Genomic DNA, 23,172 nt, shown 5'->3' with positions numbered 1-23,172 from the left:
TTGCACTTCAAGAGCCACCCCCTCACCCCAGCCCTCTCCCCCAGGGGGGCGAGGGGGAAAGGGAGCCGATCTTCGTGCTGTTCAGACCTGAGTTCGACTCGGGAAAGGGAGCTGATCTTCGTGCTGTTCAGACTTGAGTTCGACTCGGGAAAGGGAGCTGATCTCGTGCTGTTCAGACTTGAGTTCGACTCGGGAAAGTGAGCTGATCTTCGTGCTGTTCAGACCTGAGTTCGACTCGGGAAAGGGGAGCTGATCTTCGTGCTGTTCAGACTTGAGTTCGACTCGGGAAAGGGAGCTGATCTTCGTGCTGTTCAGACTTGAGTTCGACTCGGGAAAGGGAGCCGATCTTCGTGCTGTTCAGACTTGAGTTCGGCTCAGGAAATTGAGCTGATCTTCGTGCTGTTCAGACTTGAGTTCGGCTCGGGAAAGGGAGCCGATCTTCGTGCTGTTCAGACCTGAGTTCGACTCGGGAAAGGGAGCTGATCTTGGTGCTGTTCAGACTTGAGTTCAGCTCAGGAGCGGGAGCCGATCTTATGCTGTTCAAACCTGAGTTCGGCTCGGTATTTCAGGTCGGCGTATCTCGAACAAACAACTCGGTCAGTCCCCTCTCCCTCCGGGAGAGGGCTAGGGTGAGGGGCTTTTGGCGGTATACGCAGGCCACACTTTTGACGTCAAATTTCGAGCCCGAAAATCGGTGGTCATTTATCGACTACGCCTCTAAAGTGGCAGCCGGTCTGTAGAGTAGGACACTCGGTCAGCCTCTTATCGCACGGTGAGTCAACGATTGACCCATAACGCCATTCAACGTCTTTTGCTCAAACGCTTTGCCCTCGCTGCGGCCACCTATGGATTGGCTTTGCTGCTGCTGTGGCTGGCGTTTTTCACCGGACATTACGCCCAGCCTGTCAGCTCGGTGGCCATCGGCAGTGCGCTGGTGGTGATCAGTCAGTCGGTGCTGTTCGCGCTGTTCTGGAGCGGGCGCAACCTGCGCTTTGCCGACCCCAGCCTGACCGAAGCGCAGGTATTGATCGGCCTCGGCTGGCAGACCTGGCTGATCGCCCATCTGGATGAAGCTCGCGGCGCCTTTCTGGTGTTCTACGTGCTGATCCTGCTGTTCGGTCTGTTCCATCTCAGTCGACGGGCGTTCATCCGCTGTGCCCTGCTGGTGTTCTTCAGTTTCTGTGCAATCACGCTGTGGGACGGTTACCACTTCCGCTTGCGCGAGCCAGCGCTCGCAGCCTTGCAGGTGTGCATTCTGGCGATGGTGCTGGCGTGGCTGGTGCTTTACGCACGCTTCGTCCAGGTGTCGCGACAACGCCAGCGCCAGCGCCGGTTTGCCTTGCAGGCGCATCAGGACACCCTGCGCGGGATGATGCGTCAGCTCGAAGATCTGGTCGCCACCGATGAATTGACCGGACTGTTCAATCGTCGACATTTTCTGCGTCTGGCCACGCGAGAGCTGAATGAAATGGACGAGGATGTCGTGCACGGTCTGGCACTGATCGACCTCGACCACTTCAAACGCATCAATGACCTGCACGGCCACGCCGCCGGCGATCAGGTGTTGCAGGCCTTCGCCGGCGTCGCTCAGGCGTGTCTGCGCGACGGCGATGTACTGGCGCGTTATGGTGGTGAGGAATTCGTTGTGCTGCTGCCCGATTGCGACGCCGAACGGCTGACCGCGTGCTGCGAGCGTCTGCGCATCGCCTTCACCGACGTTGAACTGGTGGGTCTGAATGTGCGCAACCTCAGTCTGTCGGCAGGCATGACCCTGCTGGCGTTGGGCGATGATCTGGACGACGCCTTGCAGCGCGCCGATCAAGCCTTGTATCGGGCCAAGCGTGACGGGCGCAATCGTTGTGCGGCCGCGTGGGAGAACGTTGATGCCTGAACTTCGCGTCGGTGAGCGACAATGGTCAGTGGCCACAGGCAGCAACCTGCTCGATGCCCTCAATCAGAATGGCGTCGTCGTGCCTTACAGCTGCCGCGCCGGCAGTTGCCATGCCTGTCTGGTGCAATGCGTGCAGGGCCTGCCCGCCGACAATCGCCCGGACGCCTTGAGCGCCGAACAGCGTCAGCAAGGTTGGCGTCTGGCCTGTCAGTGTCAGGTTGTCGAAGACTTGCAGGTGCACACCTTCGACCCGATCACCGACGGTCGCCCGGCAGTGGTCGAGGCGCTGGACTGGCTCAGCGACAGCGTCCTGCGTTTGCGTCTGACCCCGCAGCGGCCCTTGCGCTACAGCGCCGGGCAACATCTGGTGTTGTGGATCGATCACATCGCCCGGCCATATTCGCTGGCGAGCCTGCCGGAAGAAGACCGTTTTCTCGAATTCCACCTCGATTGCCGCCAGCCCGGCGAGTTCAGCGACGCCGCGCGGCGCTTGCAGATCGGCGACTCTATCCGCCTCGGTGAACTGCGCGGCGGCGCCTTGCATTACGACCCCGACTGGCACAACCGGCCGCTGTGGCTGCTGGCTGCCGGCACCGGTCTAGGCCCGTTGTTCGGCGTGTTGCGTGAAGCCCTGCGCCAGGATCACCAAGGCGCGATCCGCATCATTCACGTGGCCCATGATGCCGACGAGCACTATCTGGCCAAACCCCTTGCCGCACTGGCCGCACAACGGGAAAACCTCACTGTCGAGCTGTGGACAGCGGCCGAGTCAGCCGCCGCTTTGGCGCAACTGCGCCTTGTTTCCCGGCAAACCCTGGCCTTAGTCTGCGGCTCGACGGCCAGTGTCGACGCCTTCGCCCGACGTCTGTACCTGGCCGGATTGCCGCGCAATCAACTGCTGGCCGACGTATTTCTGAGCCGTGGTTGAGCGCTGAATTTTCAGACGCGAGACACGCCATGACCGAAGCCATCCTGCTGCAACGCGAACGCGGTTTGCTGACCCTGCGCCTCAACCGCCCGGACAAGAAAAACGCCCTGACCCGCGCCATGTACAGCCGCCTCGCCGAAGCGCTGAAGCAGGCCGATGGCGATACCGAGATCAACGCCGTGCTGATCACCGGCAGCGCCGAGTGCTTCACCGCCGGCAACGACATCGCCGACTTTATCCAGCAACCACCGAGCGACCTCGACAGCCCGGTGTTTCACTTCATGCTCAATCTGCTCGAATGTCGCAAACCGGTGATTGCCGCTGTGGCAGGCGCAGCGGTGGGCATCGGCACCACATTGTTGCTGCACTGCGATCTGGTCTACGTGGCCCGCGATGCGCGATTGCGCATGCCGTTCGTCAATCTTGGATTGTGTCCGGAATTCGGCTCCAGCCTGATCCTGCCGCGTTTGCTTGGGCAGGCCAAAGCGGCGGAGCTTCTGTTGTTGGGCGAAGGTTTTAGCGGTGAACAGGCTGCGCAGTGGGGCATTGCCACCGAGGCGTTGGGCAGTGGTGATGCGGCGTTACGCAAGGCACGGGAAGTGGCATTGCGTTTTGAAGAGCTGCCGGCGGAAGCGGTGCGCATCAGCAAACAATTGATGAGGGCGCCGGATCGCGAGTTGATTCGTAAGGTGATCGAGGAGGAGGGCGCATTGTTCACTCAAAGACTGCGCTCGCCGGAAGCGTTGGCGGCGTTGACCGGATTTATCAAACGGCATTGAGATATTTGTTGTATGGATTGACGCCATCGCGAGCAGGCTCACTCCTACATTTGAAATGCGTACCCCTGTAGGAGTGAGCCTGCTCGCGATGGCGTCGGATCAGTCGACACATCTCCTGGATCAGAAAACAAAAAGCCCCGGCACTCACATGCCGGGGCTCTTGTTTTTCAGCGCATCACTCAGACCTGCGGGTCACCCACGTGCAGGATCTTCATGCCGTTGGTGCCGCCGGTGGTGTGGTAGCTGTCGCCCTTGGTCAGGATGACCCAGTCGCCTTTTTCCACAACGCCGCGCTTGACCAGTTCGTCGATCGCCTTCTGGCTGACTTCGTGCGGTTCCAGCGAAGCCGGGTCGAACGGTACGGTGTACACGCCACGGAACATGGCTGCACGCGCCTGGGTTTCACGGTGCGGCGAGAACGCATAGATCGGCACCGAAGAACGGATGCGCGACATGATCAGCGGGGTGTAGCCACTTTCGGTCAGGGCGATGATCGCTTTGACGCCCGGGAAGTGGTTGGCGGTGTACATGGTCGCCAGCGCGATGCTTTCGTCGCAGCGGGTGAATTCCTTGCCGATACGGTGGCTGGAGGTTTTACCGGTCGGGTGCTTTTCAGCGCCGACGCAGATGCGTGCCATCGCTTGAACAGCTTCCAGTGGGTACAGACCCGCTGCGGATTCAGCGGACAGCATCACGGCGTCGGTGTAGTCGAGCACGGCGTTGGCCACGTCGGACACTTCGGCGCGGGTTGGCATCGGGTTCTGGATCATCGACTCCATCATCTGGGTCGCGACGATCACAGCTTTGTTGTGGCGGCGTGCGTGCAGAATGATTTTCTTCTGAATGCCCACCAGCTCGGCGTCGCCGATTTCCACACCCAAGTCACCACGGGCAACCATTACCGCGTCGGAAGCCTTGATCAGGCCATCGAGGGTTTCGTCGTCGGCCACGGCTTCAGCACGTTCGATCTTCGCTACCAGCCAGGCAGTGCCGCCGGCTTCGTCGCGCAGTTGACGGGCGTATTCCATGTCGGCAGCGTCACGCGGGAAGGACACCGCGAGGTAGTCGACTTCCATTTCAGCGGCGAGCTTGATGTCGGCCTTGTCTTTTTCAGTCAGGGCCGGTGCGGTCAGGCCGCCACCGCGACGGTTGATGCCTTTGTGGTCGGACAGCGGGCCGCCGATGGTCACGGTGCAATGCAATGCGTCGTCAGTTTGGGTATCAACGCGCATCACCACGCGGCCGTCGTCGAGCAGCAGCTCGTCGCCCACGCCGCAGTCCTTGACTAGGTCCGGGTAGTCGATGCCGACCACTTGCTGGTTGCCTTCGGTCAACGGATGGCTGGTGGAGAAGGTGAATTGATCACCGATCTTCAGCTCGATCTTCTTGTTGGCGAATTTGGCGATACGGATTTTCGGGCCTTGCAGGTCACCGAGCAGGGCGACGAAGCGGCCGTGCTTGGCAGCGAGGTCACGCACCAGCTTCGCGCGAGCCTTGTGCTCGTCGGGGGTGCCGTGGGAGAAGTTCAGACGGGCAACGTCCAGACCAGCCAGAATCAGCTGTTCGAGAACTTCCGGCGAGTTACTGGCCGGGCCAAGGGTAGCGACGATTTTGGTACGACGGACGGACATGCAAAGACTCCTGAGTTCAAGCGCTAGCGAAGGCTACTATGCTCTTGGGGTGTAGTCATTGTTCGAATGCACTACTTATTGTTTTCTTTATTGAACACGACGATTGGCGCAAACACTTCTGAAGATTTCTCGGCAAGGGTCGATAAAGAGCACAAGACAGGAGAACCCTCATGCGATTCGTACCCATTGCCGCCCTTGCCCTCAGCGTCCTCGCCGTGACGGGCTGCACCCGTTGGTCGATGAACCATCATTTGAACAACGCCTACAGCGCCTACGATCGTGGCAACTGCGAGCAGGTCATGCTCGAGCTGTCCAAGGTCGAACGCGCCAGCCGTGCCCGCCCGTATGTGTGGCCGGAAGTGTCGATGATGCGCGGCCAGTGCCTTGAGCGGCAGAAAATGTTTGTCGATGCGGCGCAGACCTACCAGTTCATCATTGCCTCGTACCCCAACAGCGAATACGCCTACCGCGCCCGCGCGCGTCTGGAAACCTTGCAGAGCCTGGGCCACTACCCGACGCGCAGCGCCGCTGCCGTGGTGCGCCCGACCCGCTTCTGATGACAGTTGTCATACAAAATCTGGCTGTGTGTACAAGCTGAGCTATAGTCGAGTAACCCGGGTTTGGAGCTGAATCTGTAAACCCGGAGCAACACCTGCGACTGGCAAGTGGTCAGGTGACGGCGACTTGGCGACCGTCACACCGGAAGCGGGGAGAGCGGGCCTGCGACACAGGCACGTTCCGAAGCAAAGGTGCGGCTCTGTCATGGAGCCTTGCATGGCGAACTGCGCATGTTTACCGACCGCCGGATCGAACGGCACCAGTTGCCGTACTTCCTCAGAGTGTTCAACAGCGTTACCGACAAGCCCATCGGTTTTCTCGGCAACGTCTCCGCAGACGGGCTGATGCTGATCAGCCAGTTGCCGATGATGATCGGGGTGGACTTCCAGTTACGCCTGAAAATCCCCGCCAGCGATGGCTGCCAACAGGTGATCGACTTCACTGCGTGTTGCGTGTGGTGCCATGAAGACGCCACGCCGCTGCATTACGACGCCGGCTTCATCGTACAGCGCCCGCCGGCGGAATTCGGCCAACTGGTGCAGGCGTTGCAGCAGTACTTCAGTTTTCAGCCGATGCCGGCGTCGGCCTGATTCAAAACCGCTAAAAGCTTTGCGAGCAGGTTCGTCCGACCTTTGATTTGTGCTGTGCACGAATCCTGTGGGAGCGGGCTTGCCCGCGAAAGCATCCTTGGGTACCCCGCCCACGCGTCAAACCATCGCAATCGTCCACTCGTCACCCCGCGTTTTCTCTGCCAATAACCAAGCGGGCGTTAGCTGATGCAGAACGCTTTCAGTTGCTCTGCTGCAGCATTTACCGTTCGTCGGGACTGTCAGGTTTTACAGGTGCCTGGGTATTCGCGAGTTCTGTAAAAACAAGACCTAGCTGCCAGAACCCTGGCCAAAGGAGAGCGATCATGTCAGAGGGTACTTTTATTCCTGAGAAGGTTGAGCATGCTTCGAACGAAGATGACGGGAATTCAGAAGTTCAGGCTTGGAAACCTCTCCAGTTTTATTACGGAAACAGCACGATTCTTGTCAGCCCAGATACGCCGATTACATTCAGTATTCCATCGTATGCCGGTGAACATAATCAGGTGTGGATGGACTTTCATTCCGCAACCTCGAGCAGGAAGATTCTTGATGGGCATTGGTTCCAGGCAGTTCATTGGAACACTATTCAGATCAATGGACTTGTAGAAGGCAAGGCCAAATTTGATGGTGTTTGGAGGCGAGGTGACGAGTGGGCTCCGTGGACCTCCCAGCTTGTTGAAGTAAGGAAGCCTGCCGCGTTTGATGCCATTGGTGTGGTTGGCGTTAGGGTATCAGGCACTGCAAGTCCTGGCAGTGTGATAAGGCTTGTGCGTCCTGCCGACAAAGCCGTGATGAGCACCACGCACACCACTCAATCTGATAGGCGCTGGACTGTCACATTGTCGACGGGCCTTTACCAAGGCGTTCATGAGCTACAAATCCGCGAAGACGTCAATGGGACACTGGGTCGATATACCCAGACGAAAACGTTCACGGTTCTAGGCATAGTCAAAATTACATCCCCGAGCATCAATCTGCCCGTCGAGAGTGTTCTACCCGTGTTCAAGGGCAACGGGGCGCTGTCGGGATCCCGCATCAGTGTTTTCATAGCAACCCCCCCCATGCTTGTGGCCACATCCGATCCGGTTGATTCCGACGGCGAATGGCTCGCAACCAGTAGCCATACTTTCGCGCGAGGGGCACGTTACACCATTATTGCCAGACAGAATCTGGGTGGCGGCTACTCCGACTGGAGCGACCCTCAAGAGTTTTATGTTATTGGCCCTCCCGTGTTTACAGCACCCAAGCCCAATCCCGCTGCGCCGCCAATCGTGGATATGACATCGATGTTCGAGGGTACCGGAGCCACCGGCTTCTATCAGAACAGGGTCGACGTGTATTCGGAGCAAATGGGGGCCGTGGCTGTGGGCTGGCCACTACCCGACACCGGTGTATGGCGCCGAGAAGGCACCCTTACACCCGGTCCTCATTCGATTTTCGGCACGCAGACAGTCAACGCAATTACCTCGATAAACAGCGAACCCTTCGGCATACGGGTGCGCCCGGGCGAACCGACGGTCGAGTACACCCTCAATCAAGAAACCATGACGTTTTCCGGTAGCGGCCATTACGACCCGTACCTCGAAACGCAGATTCAGTTCACCCTCAATCGTTACCCGGGCGACGAACCGCCGAACACGCCGCCCAATGTCATTGTGCGAGCCGACGGTTCCTGGACAACAACATCGACAGGCTGGACGTTTGGGATTTATTTAGTCGAGGTCGTGCAAAAGATCGTCGACAACGCGAGTGGCTGGATCGAGTCGCGGCCTTATGAGTTCGAAATCCGCAACAACATGCCGGATGTCACCGACGTAACCCATACCAAAGCCTACCGGCCGGTCTTCAGCGGCAAGGGTTATAACGGCGCCACCGTGAGTTTTTACCATCCTGGTGGCAACCTCAAGGCTGCCCCTGATGCAGTCGTGAGCGGTGGAACCTGGTCGAGCACAGCCAATGAAGACTGGGGGCCGGTGAAGGATCGGGAAGTCCATATCCAGCAGTGTCTGGAGGAGCATTGTTCACTCAACCGTGTGGTGTTGAAGGTTTCGATTGCGCCCCTGCCACCCACAGTGGACGAGCCACCCCGGGAAGGACTGAGACCGACGTTTCGCGGCACCTGCTTAGAGGGTGCCACGGTAAGCATCAGCTTCAGCGGCGACAACAACGTCTATGCCGGGATTGTGGATGGGGACACGTGGACGTTCCAGCGACCAGAGCCGTTTCCCGCAGATGTCCCCCAAACCATCTTCGTTACCCAAACGGCAGCCGATCAGACCTCGGAGGCGCAATCCAGAGACTTCACGCTTTACCCGGCCATGTTCACACCGGTCATCACGTATCCGGCCGAAGGCAGTGACGTGGAGCAGGATGTACTGATCAAGGGTGGCGACGGTGTGAGCGGCGCCACGATGCAACTGTACGAGTCTCAGTTTCAACAAAAAATAGGCGATGCTTTGCCTTTGGTCGAGGACGGTGAATGGGCAATCCCGCTCACCGGTTTGAAGCACGGTGGACACACGATCTTCGCGAAACAGGAGCGCAACGGACGGCCGTCCGACAGAAGTGACCATCGAAGCTTCAACGTGGTGCTGGCGCCACCGCAGATCAGCACACCGCAGGAGAGCGGCAAGCAGCCGCGCACCTGGACACTAGAGGGCGTTGGTCTGCCTTTCGCGCACGTCGAAATCTGGTGCGAGGGGGCTGCCGAACCGTGGTTGAGCAGTATCCCGGTGCCTGCGAGCGGTAACTGGCGGCAGCAAGTGACGCAGCCCGTGGGCACCTACATCATCTGCGCCCGGCAGTTATTTACTGATGACAACAAGACACATGAGTCCGCCTTCACCGAGTATTTGACCTATGACGTGGTCCCGGCAGCGCTTTTTGTCGAGACCCCGGTCGAAGACGAACGGGTCGGCCGGCAGTTGGTAGTGTCAGGTTTCGGTGTGCCGGGCGATACCGCTACGGTGACGTTGGGGGCCGCCACGCAAAGCACTGTCGTGCTGGAGGACCGTACCTGGTCGATGGCTGTTGAGGTTCAAGCTGACGGCGAGAGGGGTCTGGAGGTGAAGGCCATGCTTGATGGCTTCGAGTCGGACACCACCTCGCGCAAAGTCGTGGCGGGCCTGTACCTGCCCATCGTCAAGGAACCGGCAGCCGGGCGTCGGGTGCATGATCCGGTGGCCTTTTCCGGTGTGGGCGAGGAGGGCGGCGGGCAAGTCGTGAGCTGGTTCGACCCGGAGCAGAAATGGACGCCGCTGCTGCCCGTCGCCGCAAACCAATGGCGCGGTGAGTCCGATGTGTCTTTACCCCCCGGCGGCACGTGGTGCCGGTTCCGGCAGACGCTCACATCGCAGGCAGGGGTTTCCGATTGGGCCGAGAGCGCACGCTTCGAGGTCGAGCCGGTGCCCCGCGACGCTGACTCACGAAAAGCCGACGAGCGGTCATAGAACCTGTCAGTTATGACAGTAGACGCTTAAGGCTATCCAGCATCAAATCGATCAGAACGAATGGGCCGCCTGACGAATACGTCGGGCGGTTCAGGCCAGCTCTCGACCCAAGGAATCTGATCATGGCTGATCCGCGCCGTCCCGGCCTGCAACTGTACGATCAGTTGTTTACTGAAGACCCAAACGCGCAGGACGCGAGTGTGCAACCGCTCAAAACCTACCTGGAGAATAGCGGCTCGATTTTCCCGCTGGTGGAAAAAGGCGTGGAATACCTGATCGACGAGTATCAGATGAACAGGACGGACGCCCAACGGTTTTTACGTCGTGCCAACAGCATGGCCACTTACCTGAGCCGTCAGTTCATCGAGCAGCAACTGAGCGGTGGCAATGGCGATGGCGTTGCCAAGCCGGCGAGCGGGTTGTTATCGCTGGTGACCGGTCCCCGATACGAGCTGCTTTTCCATACCGAGTTCGAAAAACTGGCTCTGCCGGATTCTTTGGAGTCCTTCTTGTCCCCAGTAGCCTATCTGATCTTTTTGTTGCTCTGGATCCGCGACCGGATCGAATCGGTAAAACTTGATCCTCCAGGCTACCCGCTCAATGAGCGTCGTGCTGATCTGATGGATCTGTCTGTGGATTTCAGTGCAGTGTTCCGGTCGGTGTCTTCGGTGGACATCATCATCTCGGTTCTGGAGTGTTTCATTACTGAGCATCCGATAGAAAACCAGCCACAAAAGACCATCGAAGACGCGATGATTGAAGCGCGTTATCCCAATAGCCTGCCTTACTACCAACCCTGGGCCAGTGCTGACGGTGTTGCGCAAATCAACAACCTGTCACTGGGTGATTTTGCCCACACAGTGCATTTGAACTACCCCTACTTTTTGCGATCCGGTACCTGGATTGATTTCGCCGAACGTGCGCTGGCACATTCGACGCGATTCGGACCCTATCAGCGGGAATTGTTAACGGAGCCTCCCGTAGAGCTTGAAGACTTTGCCGCGTTTTATCGGGATAACTATGGCTCAGACATAGAGCAGGGGCCGGGGCCGCAGAATCTGGATCAGGTTCCTTACTTCGGCGCACACACAAAGCTCGGCACGCTGGGGATTGAACGTTTGCTGTCCATTCATGGGTTCGCCCCGGTGCGTTCGGCCAATGTGGTCTACCCCCAAGACTCTCCCCTGACACCTTCGACCCCTTTGACGGGTGCCGAAGAACCCGTCCCGTCGCCAGAAAGCGGGCGTTTCGGATCGGTCTACATCAACGCCAATGCCCACCCCGGCGTGATTATCAACGTTGCGGATGATGGCCCTGCGTCTCTGCATCGATTGTCTGTTGTTTACAACAATGTCGAGGGGCTTGCCGTCTTCGACCGGATAAACCGAATGGTGCGCCTGTGCAACTGGCTGGAACTGCCCAGTGATGAGGTGGACGCCGTGCTGGTTGCTGCGATCAGGGCGGAAGTGCGCGGCGGTGCGGATAAAGAAAAATGGTGGATATCGGACAACGTCATACATGCCCTCGGGCTGTTCCAGACTTTACGCGAACGCTACAACTGCACGGCGGCGGACTTTGCGGTATTAATCAATGAGCTGGCCATTTACGGGAGCGGCGAAGCGCTATCGCAATTCGATCAGGTGTTCAACAGTCAAGGCAGCTATCGCGAACCTTTGTTGCTGGACGACGGCGAGTTTCCAGTCACGCCCGCACCGGGCGAAGTCGATCTGACCATCAGCAAGCTGTGCAATGGTCTGGGTATCGACACACAGACTTACCAGTATCTGGCATTGCAAGTGGCCAAGGCCCACAGCGTCAGCAACAACAAGTTCAAGCGCAGCTTGCCGATCATTTCCAGTTTTTATCGACTGGTGCGATTGTCCCGATTGCTGAGCCTCACCCCCGTCGAAGGCGTGTTGATGCTGCTACTGGTGGGGGGGGAGGACTGGCTCAATGAGTTGGCGGGCACTCCAAAAATTGGTTCGGTCGACAGCGAGACACCGGACGTTCTGAACATCATTGATGCTCTGCAATCGTGCGTGCAGTGGTGTGAGCACAATAACTTGCTTGCGTTATGGGTGTTGAAACACGCGTTGCCCCCGCAACCCGCCCGCGAAGCCTCCGAGCAGGATCAACAGCTGTTCGATCAAGTACGCAACCTGCTGCCAACGGCGCAATTCTCCAATGCATCGGTGTTGATGGCCGGCCTGCCGCCTGCCGGTGCGGCCAGCTGGCTGGATTTCCTGGTGACAAGTGTTGCAGAACTGAAGCCTGTTATCGATACCGATGGGCTGGTGCTGGCGCCCATCGGGACACCGGAAGAGTACTTGATTGATGCGCAAAAAAGGGTTGAGTGGGCAGTCGATCAGGCCCTCGGTACCCTGGAACCCGGGGTGCGCATGAGTCTGGCCAGCACCCTGCTCAAAGTGCTACTGGATGCCAGGGATGCCCAGGTGTCACTGGTCAAGGAAACGCTGGCGGCCTATGCCGAGATTGCATCGGATCAGGCAATTGCGGTGCTGAACTGGGCCGACAAAACGGTTTACCAGTTTTTGCGCCAGGTAAAATCACGTATCGATTCGAGCACCGAGCCATCCAGGCGTAACCCGGATGCTGATGAGTTGCTGACGCTGTTGGCCGATGTACGGCGACGCGCTGAGGTGGTTTCAACGTTGGGGCTGAGTGCCACCCTGTTAGAGGATTATCTCGATTACGGTTATGACGCCTGGATGGGGCAGGCCAGAAAGGACCTTACCGTCAGCACCCTTTATCACCTGACCACGCTCAACCGGGCATTTGGCTTGAGTACGCAACCGGCGCAGAAGCTGCTCGACTACCTGCGCGAAGTCAACGCGCTGGAAGCAACCCTTGGCGTGCACGCGAAGCAGCTGTTGCATCAGGTTTCTACGATCAGACTGGCCGAGTTCTTCGACTGGAGCGTGCAGGAGGTGCGTGAATGCATCAATCGCATGGATCCGCAGCGGCCGATACTGAGAAACCTTAGCCAACTGGCTCTGTTTATCCGCGTCCGTGAGATGTCGACGAAAACGGGGATGGACGCACTGACGATTTTCCTGATGGGCCATTTGCCTGAAAACGTGGACAAGCAAGCCTATGCCGAGGCAGCCGAATTGGCCTTGCTGAGCCAGTCCGAGGCGCGTACGCCGCTCGCTCAAGTGGCGGGGGATCTGCGGCAGCTTGTGACCATGACTTGCGTTGTGGAACCCTCCGAGGTTGTCGCCCGCTCCACCGAAACAGCCACTTACACGGTCACGCTCAAAGATCCCAACGGAGGCCCATTGAGCGGTATCCGGGTGCATTTTCGCGCCAGTCTGGGCGAAATCGAATCAGGCCACACCGATACCAACGGAATCTTCAAGGCCATCTATAAACCCGGTGCCGCAATGGGCGTGGACACACCCGTTTTCTGGCTGGATCTGTTTGAGCCTGAGAACGCCCCGATCATCACCCTCATTTCCGACCATACCACCCTGGATTTCGTCGCGATGTTGAGCTCGCCGGTGCCTTCGGGGGGCGTGAAACCGGGCGATGAAGTCGAACTCTACGCAACGTTGATGGATGTTTTTGGAAACCTGGGAGTAGACGAGCCGGTGGACTGGCTTGTCGAAAGTGGTGAGGAAGACGGAAACAAAGTGATCTTCCGGGGAAAACACGGGAGTACCAATCTGGAAGGGCTCACGCGGGTGATGGTCTCCAGCGCTACCGGCGGCACATTCAAGTTGAGCGTGCTTTGCCAGCGTAACGACACGAAGGCGCGCTTCGATGAGATTACGTTCGAGGGTGGTGGGCCACCAGCGTGAGATGTCCCCAGTCCAGCATTTATTCCCCATCCAGGAGCAAGGGTCATGGCACTGAAACACATTGGCGATCTGCAGGAAAAACGGCGTTCCGCTTTGCTTGATTACTGCATCGGCCATGCGAGCCGGGCGAAATACCCTTTTGTGGAAACCCTGGCAGATTTGTTCGAACTGCTGCGCATGGATCCGCTGGACACCTATGCTGTGAAAAGTTCTTGGGTGGCCGAAGCGACCAGTTGCGCGCAACAGTACATTCACGCGGTGTACCGCAAACTTGAACCCGGTTATCCCAATCACCAGTTTCCCGCCAGCGATCTGGAAGAGTGGGGACTGTGCAACAACATTTCTGACTGGGCTGCCTTGCAGTTGATCAGGATTTACCCGGAACAAGTCGTCAACCCGTTTGTCCGCCAACGCAAGAGCAGCCTGTTCAAAACCCTCGAAAACGACTTGAACCAGACCCGCTTGAATGCTGATTCGGTGCAGGCGGCCTTGCAGAACTATCTGCAAGGCTTCGAGCAGACCTGCGATCTGGATGTCATCAGTTGCTACATGCACGGCCACACGCCTGACCGCGCCGATTACTATTTTGTCGGTCGTCAGCGGGTGCCGCCGTTCCTGTACTTCTGGCGCAAGGCCGAGATTGAGCTCACGTCCACCTGCGTTGCTGTCAATCCGGCGGCCTGGGGCGAATGGCGGGAAGTGGGGATCCAGCCAGCGTATCGGGTGCTGGATATTCGCGCGGTATTCTGGAACGGCCGGTTGTGTCTGGTCTGGGCCGAGTGGAGTGACAAGGTCGAAGGTAAAACGGATGACGACTTCATCCCCGACAAACTGAGCGTCAACCTGGCCTTCATGACGCAGAACGGTCAATGGTCGGCGCCGCTGACTTTGTACAGTGCGCAAGCAGAGCCCGAGGATGCCGAGGATTTTCAGCTGATTGCCACGGTGTGGATCGATATGGATTCTCCCAAAGGCAAGCTGGGGGTGTTGTTTCTGGTGAAGGACAAGGACAACGAATCTACTCTGGAAAAAACGGCGATACACAGGATTTACGATGTGCTGATGCGGCCCGACATGACTGACGCAGGTGGCTGGCTGGATGTCGCGCAAGACCGGTTTAAAACGCCCGAGACGGTGCAGCATCCATTTAACCCTCAGGTGACGATGACCAGCGCGGTAAAGCCTGTCGGTTCCATGGCGGGTTATCTCGATCTCCGGGCCACGGCCCAGCGTGTCGACGAGAAAGATGTGCTGACCGTCAATGGTTTTTGCAGGCCTACGGGGCTGCCCGCCGGCGTTTCAGTAGAGTTCGAATTGACCTTGGTCGGCGGTGCCGCTACGGATCCTGGGCCGATTAAAGCGAAGTTTTCGCAAGCCGGAGACTGGGCCACTGCATCGCTGAAATTCGAACGTGACAAAGGTACTTGGCCCAGAGGCACAACCTTCACTCTCAACGCTACGGAAACCGGGTTTGGCGGCAAGGAATTCAAACTCGACATCGTCAATCTGGCGGACTTCACTCCGCCAAAACTGCTGAAAAACACCACCGATTCCGCGCAGTTTATTGCCTACGAATTGCCGGTTCCCTACCTGAAATACAGTCGCCTGAACTCACAGTTCGGCCCTGAACTGGTACTGCGTTCCAGTATCTCCGTCGACGCTGTGCTGGACTGGGATACACAGTTTCTCGTGGAGCCACCGCCAACCGGCAGTGAGTTCGACGAGCCCAACGGTGCTTTCGATGGTGCCAACGGGTTGCACTACTGGGAGTTGTTTTTCCATCTGCCGCATCTGGTGTACACGCGTCTGCGCGATGAAGAGCGTTTTGCCGATGCGCAGAAATGGCTGCACTACGCGTTTGATCCGCAAGCCATCGCCGATCCCGACAGGCCCGCCCCCAAAGTGTCGTACTGGCGCTGCCGGCCGTTGGCGAACGACGCCGGCAATCCCGGCTGTGAGGCACTGGCCCCCGCCGATCCGGATGCCATCGGCTATTCAGCGCCCAAGCACTTCAGGATTTTGATGTTCTGCGAGTACGTGAAAAATCTCATGGCTTGGGGCGACTGGTATTACCGTCAACTGACCCGCGACAGCCTGGTGGCGGCCAAATTGTGTTATGTGCAAGCCGAATTCCTGATGGGCAAGCCGCCTGTGGCCCGAGCGGTGAATCGCTGGCAAACCGCTACTGTGGCAAGTCTGTTGGGCGCAAGCAGTAGCCGTCCGGCGCTGGAGGCGTTTGAACAGTCGCTCGCCTTCAGTCTGGCGGATGTCCCGTCCGGTTCCGATATTGCGCCAACGCTCGGTTTGTTGGCTGCCGGGCCGTTCAGGATTCCCATCGATCAAGCGTTGATGGATTTGTTTGACGCTCCGGGTCAACGTCTGCACAACTTGCGCAACAACCTCACCCTCGATGGCAAGCCGCTGGATATCCCGCTTTTCAGCCCGCCGTCCGATCCGAAAGCGTTGCTGAATTTTCTGGCCTCGGGTGGCGTCGGTGGGCCACGGCCGATGGGCGGGCGGTTGGTTGTCGGCGCGTTTCGCTGGCGCACCGTTCACGACATCGCCTCGCGTGCGGTGCAGGTGCTAGAGGGTTTCGGCAATCAGGTACGCGATATGCTCGAACGACGCGCGCGTGCCGAGCAGGAAGAACTGCAGCAAACACATCTGGTGGAATTGGGCGACTACTCTCGAACCGTGCAGGAGCAGTCCATCGCTCAACTGGAGGCCAGCGTCAGGGCGCTGGAGCAGAGCCGGGACGTGGCGCTACAGCGGCAGCAGGCCTACGCGCAGCGCTATAACGAGGACGTGTCGGCGGTTGAATATCAGGTCATGGCGAGCTTGAAACAGTCGAAAACCCATGCCTTGACCGCCAAAATCCTCAAACCCACCGGAGCGGTCATCGCGGCGTTGCCAAAAATCTTTGGCGTGGCCAATGGCGGGATGAAACCCGAAAATGCGATCGATGCCGTGTGCTTCGGCCTGGAAATCGCCGCAACGATGTTGCAAATCGACGCCGACGGTCAGGCCACTACCGAAGGTTACCGTCGCCGCCGCGACGAATGGGCGCTGCAACGTGATCAGGCCGAGTCCGAGGCCGTCGGCCTCAGTGTGCAGGTCGAGGCACAACGCCATGCGGTCACCGCGGCTCGCACGAACCTTGCACAAACCCTGCGGGCCAATGCTCAGGCGCTGGCGGTTTACAACTTCCTGAAAAAGCGCGCGAGCAATGCCGAGTTGTTTGGCTGGATGCTGGGCCAGTTCCAGGCTTTGTACTATCAGACCTATGACGCCGTGATCAGCCTGTGCCTCAGTGCCCAGGCGTCGCTGAATGCTGAAACTGGCGATTACGATGCGCAAATTCCCTTGCCCAATGTGTTTCTGGAACAACGTCATGGTTTGACAGCCGGCGAGCATTTGCGCGTGCATTTGCTGCGGATGGAGCGCGAATATCTGCAGCGCTACGAGCGTCGGCAGGAGTTGGTGAAAACCGTTTCCTTGCGCAAATTGTTCAACGACAAGGTTGACCCGCAGCCAGGTATCGCCAGCTGGGACGTTGCGCTCGCCCAGCTACAGACAACCGGCACACTGGAATTCCAGCTGACCCAGTTGCTTTTCGATCGTGATCATCCGGGACACTTTTGCCGGCAGATCAACTCGGTGGAAGTCGATCTGCCGGTGCTGACCGGACCGTATGAGGATCCGCGGGGTGTCTTGCAGCAGATCTCAAGCAAGACGGCCACCCGGGCAACGACGCAGTCAGTGCAGTACTTGCATAAACCAGGGGACGTGGCGCCTGGCGACGTGTTGATCAATTTGCGCAGTGGCCAGCAAATCGTGTTGTCGGTCGGGATCGCCGACAACGGTCTGACGGCCATGAAACCCGATGAAGGCTTGCTCAATCCCTTCGAAAACACCGGCGCGGTGTCGAAGTGGAAGCTGTTTTTCCCTTGGCATTTGAAGCAACCGCAAAAAGACATGCTGCTCTCCATGACTGACTGCATCGTGCGTATCCGCTACACGGCCAAGGTTGGCGAGCCGACCTTTGTCAGCAAAGTAATTGATCTGGTTGACGAATTTGAAAGTGCCGCGCGCAACAGTCAGGTCAAAGGAGTAGGCCAGTCATGAATGAGCCGATCGTTCAAGCGAAGCGGAATCTGCTGTTCAATGGTGATTTCAGCGAAGGGACACAGGGCTGGAAAAAAAGCGGTCTTTCGATCGGTGTATCGGAAGACTGGTACGCCGAGAAGCGAATCATACTGCTGCACCTCTCTCATAACAGTGCTGTCAGCCAGGAGTTTGAAGTTCCGAGAAAAACCGCCAGCGATGCGCAATACCGGCTGAGTTTCCTGTGCGAGACGATCCACCAGCAGTCGGGATGGCTATACCTCTTCAAGGGTTCGGAAGAAATATTGAAGGTAGAGCTGAAACCCGCGGTTGGCCGCAACCATGAAGAGGATCTGGCCCGATTGGCGGCCGGGCAACCTTTGGAGTTTGTCCCGAAGGAATATGACCAAGCGCTGAATTCATCACTCGACGCCGGCGATAAGCTTCGTATAGAGATCAATAGTCCGCAAAACAACGATGGGGATTACCACTCGAAAGTCCGTATTACCCGCATCAACCTCCAGTTGCACCTGGCCCCGTTGAAACTGCAAACCATGAAACTGGATGATCAGGTTCTGGACGAGGGCAGCACGTTGTATGTTTGTCTGGGGGCAACCGGCGACAACCCACACAGTTTGACGTGCGAACCTGAACCGGAGAATGCCTGGGAGAATACCGAGGCAGCACTGACGCTTACTGATAATCCACAGCAAGCGATCATCGTCAAACCGGGGCCGGAGGTTGAACAGTTGCTGACAGGGCAATGGTCGTTTTACTGTCCAGTGGTCGGTGATGGGGATCTATATTCGCTCACGCTGAACCTGATCAACCGCTACAACTCAGAGCCTTATACGATCCCGGTATCGCTGGGACATCATCGCCTGGAGTTTCGCGAGAGACTCGAAGCCGCGTATTACCCGGTACTGGAACATCAGCAAAGCGTGCGTCTGGGCGTGCGGGTGGCGTCTTTCTATACGCATCAGACCCTCGCGGGCCAGACGGTCAACTGGTCGACCGAAGAGCGGGTGATAGCAGCCTCTGTGTCCGATGAGTACGGTTGGGCTTACGTTGTTTTTGAGCCGGCGAAGGCGGGAGAAGTGGTCGTCGTCGCGTCGGTCGAGAGTCGTTACTACGCCAATGGGGTTTACACCGAACCGTTCACAGTGCGGGTACTGACCACTGATCCATGGAAGGACTTGCGCGCCGTTGTCGAGGATGACGAGACAGCCTGGGATGCGAACGGTTATCCGAATCGTGGCGACACCTATGACTTGCAGGTGCGTCTGCCGCAAAACAGTCCATTGCTGGACACTGAGCTGTCCTTGCATTCGAGTGGCGACAGTCATCAACAACTGGGCGTCGATGTCAGTCCACCCCTTGCGAAGTGGGTGCCGGTCACATCGTCCGACACGCACTGGACGCTGCGCTGTGATGATGAGCTCGACGGCCGTTTCCTGCTGTCGCTGATTTGCTCGAAACTGTTGCTGCCATCGCCGGGCAAACCGATGTCGCTGGCGCGCAATCGGGTCAGGGTCGGCGATGTGCGCGAAGCCAACAAATTTCCGGTGGTCGATGAGCAGGAAAGCGTGTTGTTGCGTGTGCAAGTCGTGCATGAGACGGCATTCGCTGACGGTGACCCGGTTCGTAACGCGTTGGTCGACTGGCACACGCCTGAAGGCATTATTACTGCCCGGACCGGGGCTGGTGGCTGGGCAAACGTGTTCTACACCCCATCAGCAGCCCGTGATTTGAAGGTCACCGCCCACATCAAGGCGCACCCGGAAGCCGTGCCGATCACTCGGGAGTTCGAGGTCCGGGCGATCGCTACCAGCCCCTGGAAGAGCGAGGTCGAGATCCGGTTGGATGGTGAGGTCGTCGAGCGCAATACGCTCGGTCTGGTTTGTCGAAAAGGGCGTTCGCACACCTTGAACGTCACCCCTTTGCCGGGCAGTCCTTGGGTCGGCAAAGCCATCAGCCTGCACTGGCGTGGCGCTGATCCCGATATCGGTTTACAGCCTTCCGATTTGGGGATAAGCAAACCTTTGGCAGCGGCGGGGGTGCAATGGATGCTGAGTTCAACGGCAGAAACCAGTATCAGCAGCCTGTTTGATCTTTATTTACAGTTGCAAGGTGTCGACATTGTTCGAGAGTTGTCCGGGCGCCTGCTGTCCACGGATTTGAGTTCGGAGGTCAGCCTGCTGCTGGATCAGATCCGGGCTGCGCCGGACGAACAAGCGCTTTATCCTTGTCTGGGCGCCATTCACCGTTTCAATGTGTTGCCCAATGCGTTAAGTCCGCTGGTGGGGTTGCAGGCCGTGCTGAGTTGGTTGGGCGATTCACCAGAGCAGCTCAATGCAACGATTGTCCCCCCGCTGGATGATTTCCAGTTATTGAGTGATGGAGGGGCGATCTGGAAGCTGAATTTCTCCGCCAGCGAGCAGCCCGGTCGATTTGCGCTGAAGTTTGCCTTTCCTGAGCTGGGTTATGTCGCCGAAGCCAAACCGATGGTGTTGGGCCATAACAAAGTGAGGATCCATGCCTTGCGCGAAGCAGCCGTGGATCCGGTCGTGGGCCAGGCCCCCGCCTGGCTGTGGGTGCAGGTGTATTCGCATTTCACCGACGGTCCGGTGGAGCAGGTTGCGGTGAAATGGTGGGACGGCAGGGATGGCACGACAACGTCCACCGACTCCGAGGGCTGGAGCGGTTTCGGCTTCCGTCCAGACACCGGCGGTATGCATTCGGTGACGGCGCTGGTGGACAGCTACTTTGACAACTTCGAAGACACTCGCACGGTAGCCGTCAAAGCGCAGCTAACGGATCCGTGGGTCGGCTTGATGGTCAGTTTCGACAACAAGCCGGAACAGCTGTGGGGTGAGAAAACCTGTTTCCCGCGTCGCAAGGGCCAGCATCGGATCGACGTGAAAGCCCCGGCCAACAGCGCATTGCTGGATCACGGTCTGGCACTGGGGATGACAGGGGCCGGGCCAATGGAACTGGGCATACGCTTCGATGAGCCCGCGCTCGGCGAATTCACGCGGTTCAGTGAGAAAGGACTCACCTACTTCCTTTCCGTTGGAGATCTGAAAAATGCCCGTTTCGGGCTGTGTTTTGCTTCTGAACGCTTGGCGAGTCTTTCTCCCGTCAACGCGATGTCTTTGGGGGAAGGCGCACAAGTGGTGAAAATCGCCGAGCGTTCGCGGGTCAGTCAGACGCTGTTCTGGGGCCAGGCTGTGTTCGAACCGATCACCATTGTTTCGGTTATCAGTGGCAAGCCGATGGCGGGAATGATGGTTGTCTGGAGAAGTCTGGATCTGGGCGAGGTGACAACGATCACCAACTTCTACGGCGAGGCGTGTATCCGCTTTGTACCTACAACACCGGGAGCGGCACAGCTGACGGCGACAGTAGGGGATGCGCAGCATTCGGAATCGATTTCGTTGTCGTATTTCGTCAATGAACCTCGAAAAATAAAGGAACTGTTCAGTGATGATCTGCCGGGTTATCCGGAGCAGGAAATCCTTATTCGAGCGAATGTGGTGTCGGCCTTGACCGGCGAGTCCATGCGAGACGTGTGGGTGAAGTGGGAGTATGAGAATGTCTCGATAACGTCGAGCAAGACGAATGCACAAGGGATCGCCGAGTTGGTTTTCAAACTTCCGTTCGTAGGCCAAGGTGTGCTGTACGCATCCGTCGAAGGCGGGTACGCGGGCTGGGAGGTGAAGTCCCTCCTTCTTGTTGCAGATGTCCCGCAATTGAACCCGTTGATCGTGCCGGGAGGCGATGTGATTGAGGTCGAGGAGTTCACGCTCGTTTACGCCAAAGTCATTTCTTCTGTCAGCAGAAAACCTATTGAAGGTGTGGAGGTCGTTTGGTTCAAGGACGACATCGAACAAGCCAGACGCACTACGACCAATGTGCGTGGTGAAACGCAGGAAAACTTCAGGGCCAATGCCACGGGCCGCATGTCGATCAAGGCGCAGATCCGTGATCCGGAAGGTGAAGCCTTCGATAGCCAGACGTTTGTATTTACGGTCGTTTAGCGTTCATGAGGATGTTGAATACTGCTAAAGCATCCCTGCTTTTTTCAATTGCTGATACCGCGTCACCAGTTCGGCCCCCAACTCGGCGGGCCGAACATCCACCACCGGAACCCCATGAGCACTCAACCGCTCATGGAGTTCTGCTCGTTCATTCAGGTAACTCACCGTGCCGCAGTAAGCCAACGCCTCGGGCAGGGTTTGCACCGCTGACTGGCGTAACGTATCCAGCGTCTCTTCGCGCAGGCTGGCGACCAGCACCCGATGTTGTGCGCTCAGGCGTTTGACCGCGCTCAGCAGTTCCTCATCGTCCTCATCGCGCAGGTTGGTCACCAGCACCACCAAGGCCCGGCGCTTCTGTCGCGTCAGCAGTTGATTGGCAGCGGCCTGATAATCGGCAGGGCGTTGCGTGCTGTCGAGGTCATAAACCGTGTTGAGCAACACGTTCAGTTGGCCGCTGCCTTTGACCGGCGCGAGGTGGCGTGGGTGTTCGCTGGCGAAGGTACTCAGGCCCACCGCATCGCCCTGACGCAACGCGACATAACTGAGCAGCAGGCAGGCATTGAGCGCGTGGTCGAAGTGCGACAGTTCATCATCCTGGCTGCGCATGCGTCGGCCGCAATCGAGCATGAAGATAATCTGCTGGTCGCGCTCGTCCTGATATTCGCGGGCAATCGGCGTGCGTTGGCGCGCGGTGGCTTTCCAATCGATCTGGCGCAGGCTGTCGCCTTCGCGGAATTCGCGCAGTTGGTGAAACTCCAGACCCTGACCGCGACGTTGCCGCTGGCGTACGCCGAGCTGGCTGAGCCAGTTGTCCACGGCCAGCAACTCACCGCCGTAGAGCCGGGCGAAGTCGGGGTAGACGCGGGTCTGGTCGCGGACATTGAGCAGGCGTTTGCCTGACCATAATCCCAAGGGGCTGGGCAGGTTGATTTCGCAGTGGCTGAAGTTGAAATGACCGCGTTTGAGCGGGCGCAGACGGTAGCCGAGCAGGCTGCGCTGGCCGGGTTGCAATTCAATCGACAGTGGCAGGTTTTCGAAGCTCAGGCCTTCTGGCGGATGGTCGAACAGTTGAATGTGCATCGGCTCGCTGAAGTCATGTTCGATTTCCAGACGCACTTCACCCCAACGGCCGAGTGCCAGACTCCCGGGCATCTGTCGAGTGACGCGTGGCGTCGGCAGACGTTTGAGGCGCAGCGCATCCAGTATCGCCAGGGCCAACAGTGCCAGCAGCAAGCCCCAGTTGATCGAGATCAGGCTCGCCGGGATCTCGATCTCCAGTGCGCGCAACGTGCCCAGCACAATGCCGATGGCCAGCAACAAGGCCAGCCAGATCAACAGCAGTTTCGACGGCTTCATGCCTTCACTCCGTGTAGGAGCTGCC

The 23,172-nt window shown here is 58.2% G+C and carries 11 protein-coding genes; 9 read left to right on the top strand and 2 right to left on the bottom strand.

What is annotated here, in order from left to right:
• Window positions 1-784 precede the first annotated feature (784 nt).
• The 3 genes from VY732_RS23300 to VY732_RS23290 are packed head-to-tail and all read left to right on the top strand — an operon-like array spanning window position 785 to window position 3,598.
• Window positions 785-1,891: a GGDEF domain-containing protein gene (locus VY732_RS23300; protein ID WP_077574313.1), complete on the top strand. Its 1,107-nt coding sequence runs from the start codon at window positions 785-787 to the stop codon at window positions 1,889-1,891.
• On the top strand, window positions 1,884-2,819 hold the full coding sequence (locus VY732_RS23295; RefSeq protein ID WP_331691870.1) for an iron-sulfur-binding ferredoxin reductase: 936 nt from the start codon (window positions 1,884-1,886) through the stop codon (window positions 2,817-2,819). The genes VY732_RS23300 and VY732_RS23295 overlap by 8 nt, the downstream gene beginning before the upstream one ends.
• Window positions 2,820-2,848: 29 nt before the next feature.
• Entirely contained in the window at window positions 2,849-3,598 is a 750-nt protein-coding gene (locus VY732_RS23290) for an enoyl-CoA hydratase-related protein (protein WP_331691869.1), read from the top strand.
• Between the two features lie 179 nt (window positions 3,599-3,777).
• Here the strand turns inward: VY732_RS23290 and pyk are convergent, their stop codons facing one another.
• Window positions 3,778-5,229 (bottom strand): pyruvate kinase, encoded by a 1,452-nt coding sequence (gene pyk, locus VY732_RS23285; RefSeq protein WP_034153448.1) that lies wholly within the window; start codon window positions 5,227-5,229, stop codon window positions 3,778-3,780.
• Window positions 5,230-5,399: 170 nt separating this feature from the next.
• Between pyk and VY732_RS23280 the strand changes: the two genes are divergently transcribed.
• From VY732_RS23280 to VY732_RS23255, 6 genes are all read left to right on the top strand, one after another.
• Complete coding sequence (locus tag VY732_RS23280) at window positions 5,400-5,786, top strand: tetratricopeptide repeat protein (protein WP_007951249.1); 387 nt, start codon at window positions 5,400-5,402, stop codon at window positions 5,784-5,786.
• 231 nt (window positions 5,787-6,017) lie between these two features.
• The gene (locus tag VY732_RS23275; RefSeq protein WP_077574329.1) at window positions 6,018-6,377 is read left to right on the top strand and encodes a PilZ domain-containing protein; all 360 of its coding nucleotides are present in this window, start codon (window positions 6,018-6,020) and stop codon (window positions 6,375-6,377) included.
• A 323-nt stretch (window positions 6,378-6,700) separates the two neighbouring features.
• Window positions 6,701-9,826, top strand: a complete 3,126-nt coding sequence (locus tag VY732_RS23270; RefSeq protein WP_331691868.1) for a hypothetical protein — start codon at window positions 6,701-6,703, stop codon at window positions 9,824-9,826.
• Window positions 9,827-9,948: 122 nt separating this feature from the next.
• On the top strand, window positions 9,949-13,647 hold the full coding sequence (locus tag VY732_RS23265; RefSeq protein ID WP_331691867.1) for a Tc toxin subunit A: 3,699 nt from the start codon (window positions 9,949-9,951) through the stop codon (window positions 13,645-13,647).
• Window positions 13,648-13,692: 45 nt separating this feature from the next.
• Window positions 13,693-17,772 (top strand): neuraminidase-like domain-containing protein, encoded by a 4,080-nt coding sequence (locus tag VY732_RS23260; protein ID WP_331691866.1) that lies wholly within the window; start codon window positions 13,693-13,695, stop codon window positions 17,770-17,772.
• Window positions 17,769-21,791, top strand: coding sequence for a hypothetical protein (locus tag VY732_RS23255; protein ID WP_331691865.1), 4,023 nt, complete (start codon window positions 17,769-17,771; stop codon window positions 21,789-21,791). Before VY732_RS23260 ends, VY732_RS23255 begins: the two co-directional genes overlap by 4 nt.
• A gap of 24 nt (window positions 21,792-21,815) precedes the next feature.
• On the opposite strand, the gene VY732_RS23250 is transcribed toward VY732_RS23255, so the two are convergent.
• Window positions 21,816-23,147, bottom strand: a complete 1,332-nt coding sequence (locus VY732_RS23250) for a DUF58 domain-containing protein (RefSeq protein WP_331691864.1) — start codon at window positions 23,145-23,147, stop codon at window positions 21,816-21,818.
• Between the last annotated feature and the right edge of the window lie 25 nt (window positions 23,148-23,172).

The sequence above is a fragment of the Pseudomonas sp. ZY71 genome, from assembly GCF_036542145.1.
GTDB lineage: Bacteria > Pseudomonadota > Gammaproteobacteria > Pseudomonadales > Pseudomonadaceae > Aquipseudomonas > Aquipseudomonas koreensis_A.
The sequence above is the reverse complement of the archived record's forward strand: the minus strand, read 5'-3'. Positions and strand labels throughout refer to the sequence as shown.

Bases quoted from the DNA above. Each gene is read 5' to 3' on its own strand.
- VY732_RS23295 (WP_331691870.1), top strand. From the start codon at position 1,884: ATGCCTGAACTTCGCGTCGGTGAGCGACAATGGTCAGTGGCCACAGGC.
- VY732_RS23290 (WP_331691869.1), top strand. From the start codon at position 2,849: ATGACCGAAGCCATCCTGCTGCAACGCGAACGCGGTTTGCTGACCCTG.
- pyk (WP_034153448.1), bottom strand. From the start codon at position 5,229: ATGTCCGTCCGTCGTACCAAAATCGTCGCTACCCTTGGCCCGGCCAGT.
- VY732_RS23280 (WP_007951249.1), top strand. From the start codon at position 5,400: ATGCGATTCGTACCCATTGCCGCCCTTGCCCTCAGCGTCCTCGCCGTG.
- VY732_RS23275 (WP_077574329.1), top strand. From the start codon at position 6,018: ATGTTTACCGACCGCCGGATCGAACGGCACCAGTTGCCGTACTTCCTC.
- VY732_RS23270 (WP_331691868.1), top strand. From the start codon at position 6,701: ATGTCAGAGGGTACTTTTATTCCTGAGAAGGTTGAGCATGCTTCGAAC.
- VY732_RS23265 (WP_331691867.1), top strand. From the start codon at position 9,949: ATGGCTGATCCGCGCCGTCCCGGCCTGCAACTGTACGATCAGTTGTTT.
- VY732_RS23260 (WP_331691866.1), top strand. From the start codon at position 13,693: ATGGCACTGAAACACATTGGCGATCTGCAGGAAAAACGGCGTTCCGCT.
- VY732_RS23255 (WP_331691865.1), top strand. From the start codon at position 17,769: ATGAATGAGCCGATCGTTCAAGCGAAGCGGAATCTGCTGTTCAATGGT.
- VY732_RS23250 (WP_331691864.1), bottom strand. From the start codon at position 23,147: ATGAAGCCGTCGAAACTGCTGTTGATCTGGCTGGCCTTGTTGCTGGCC.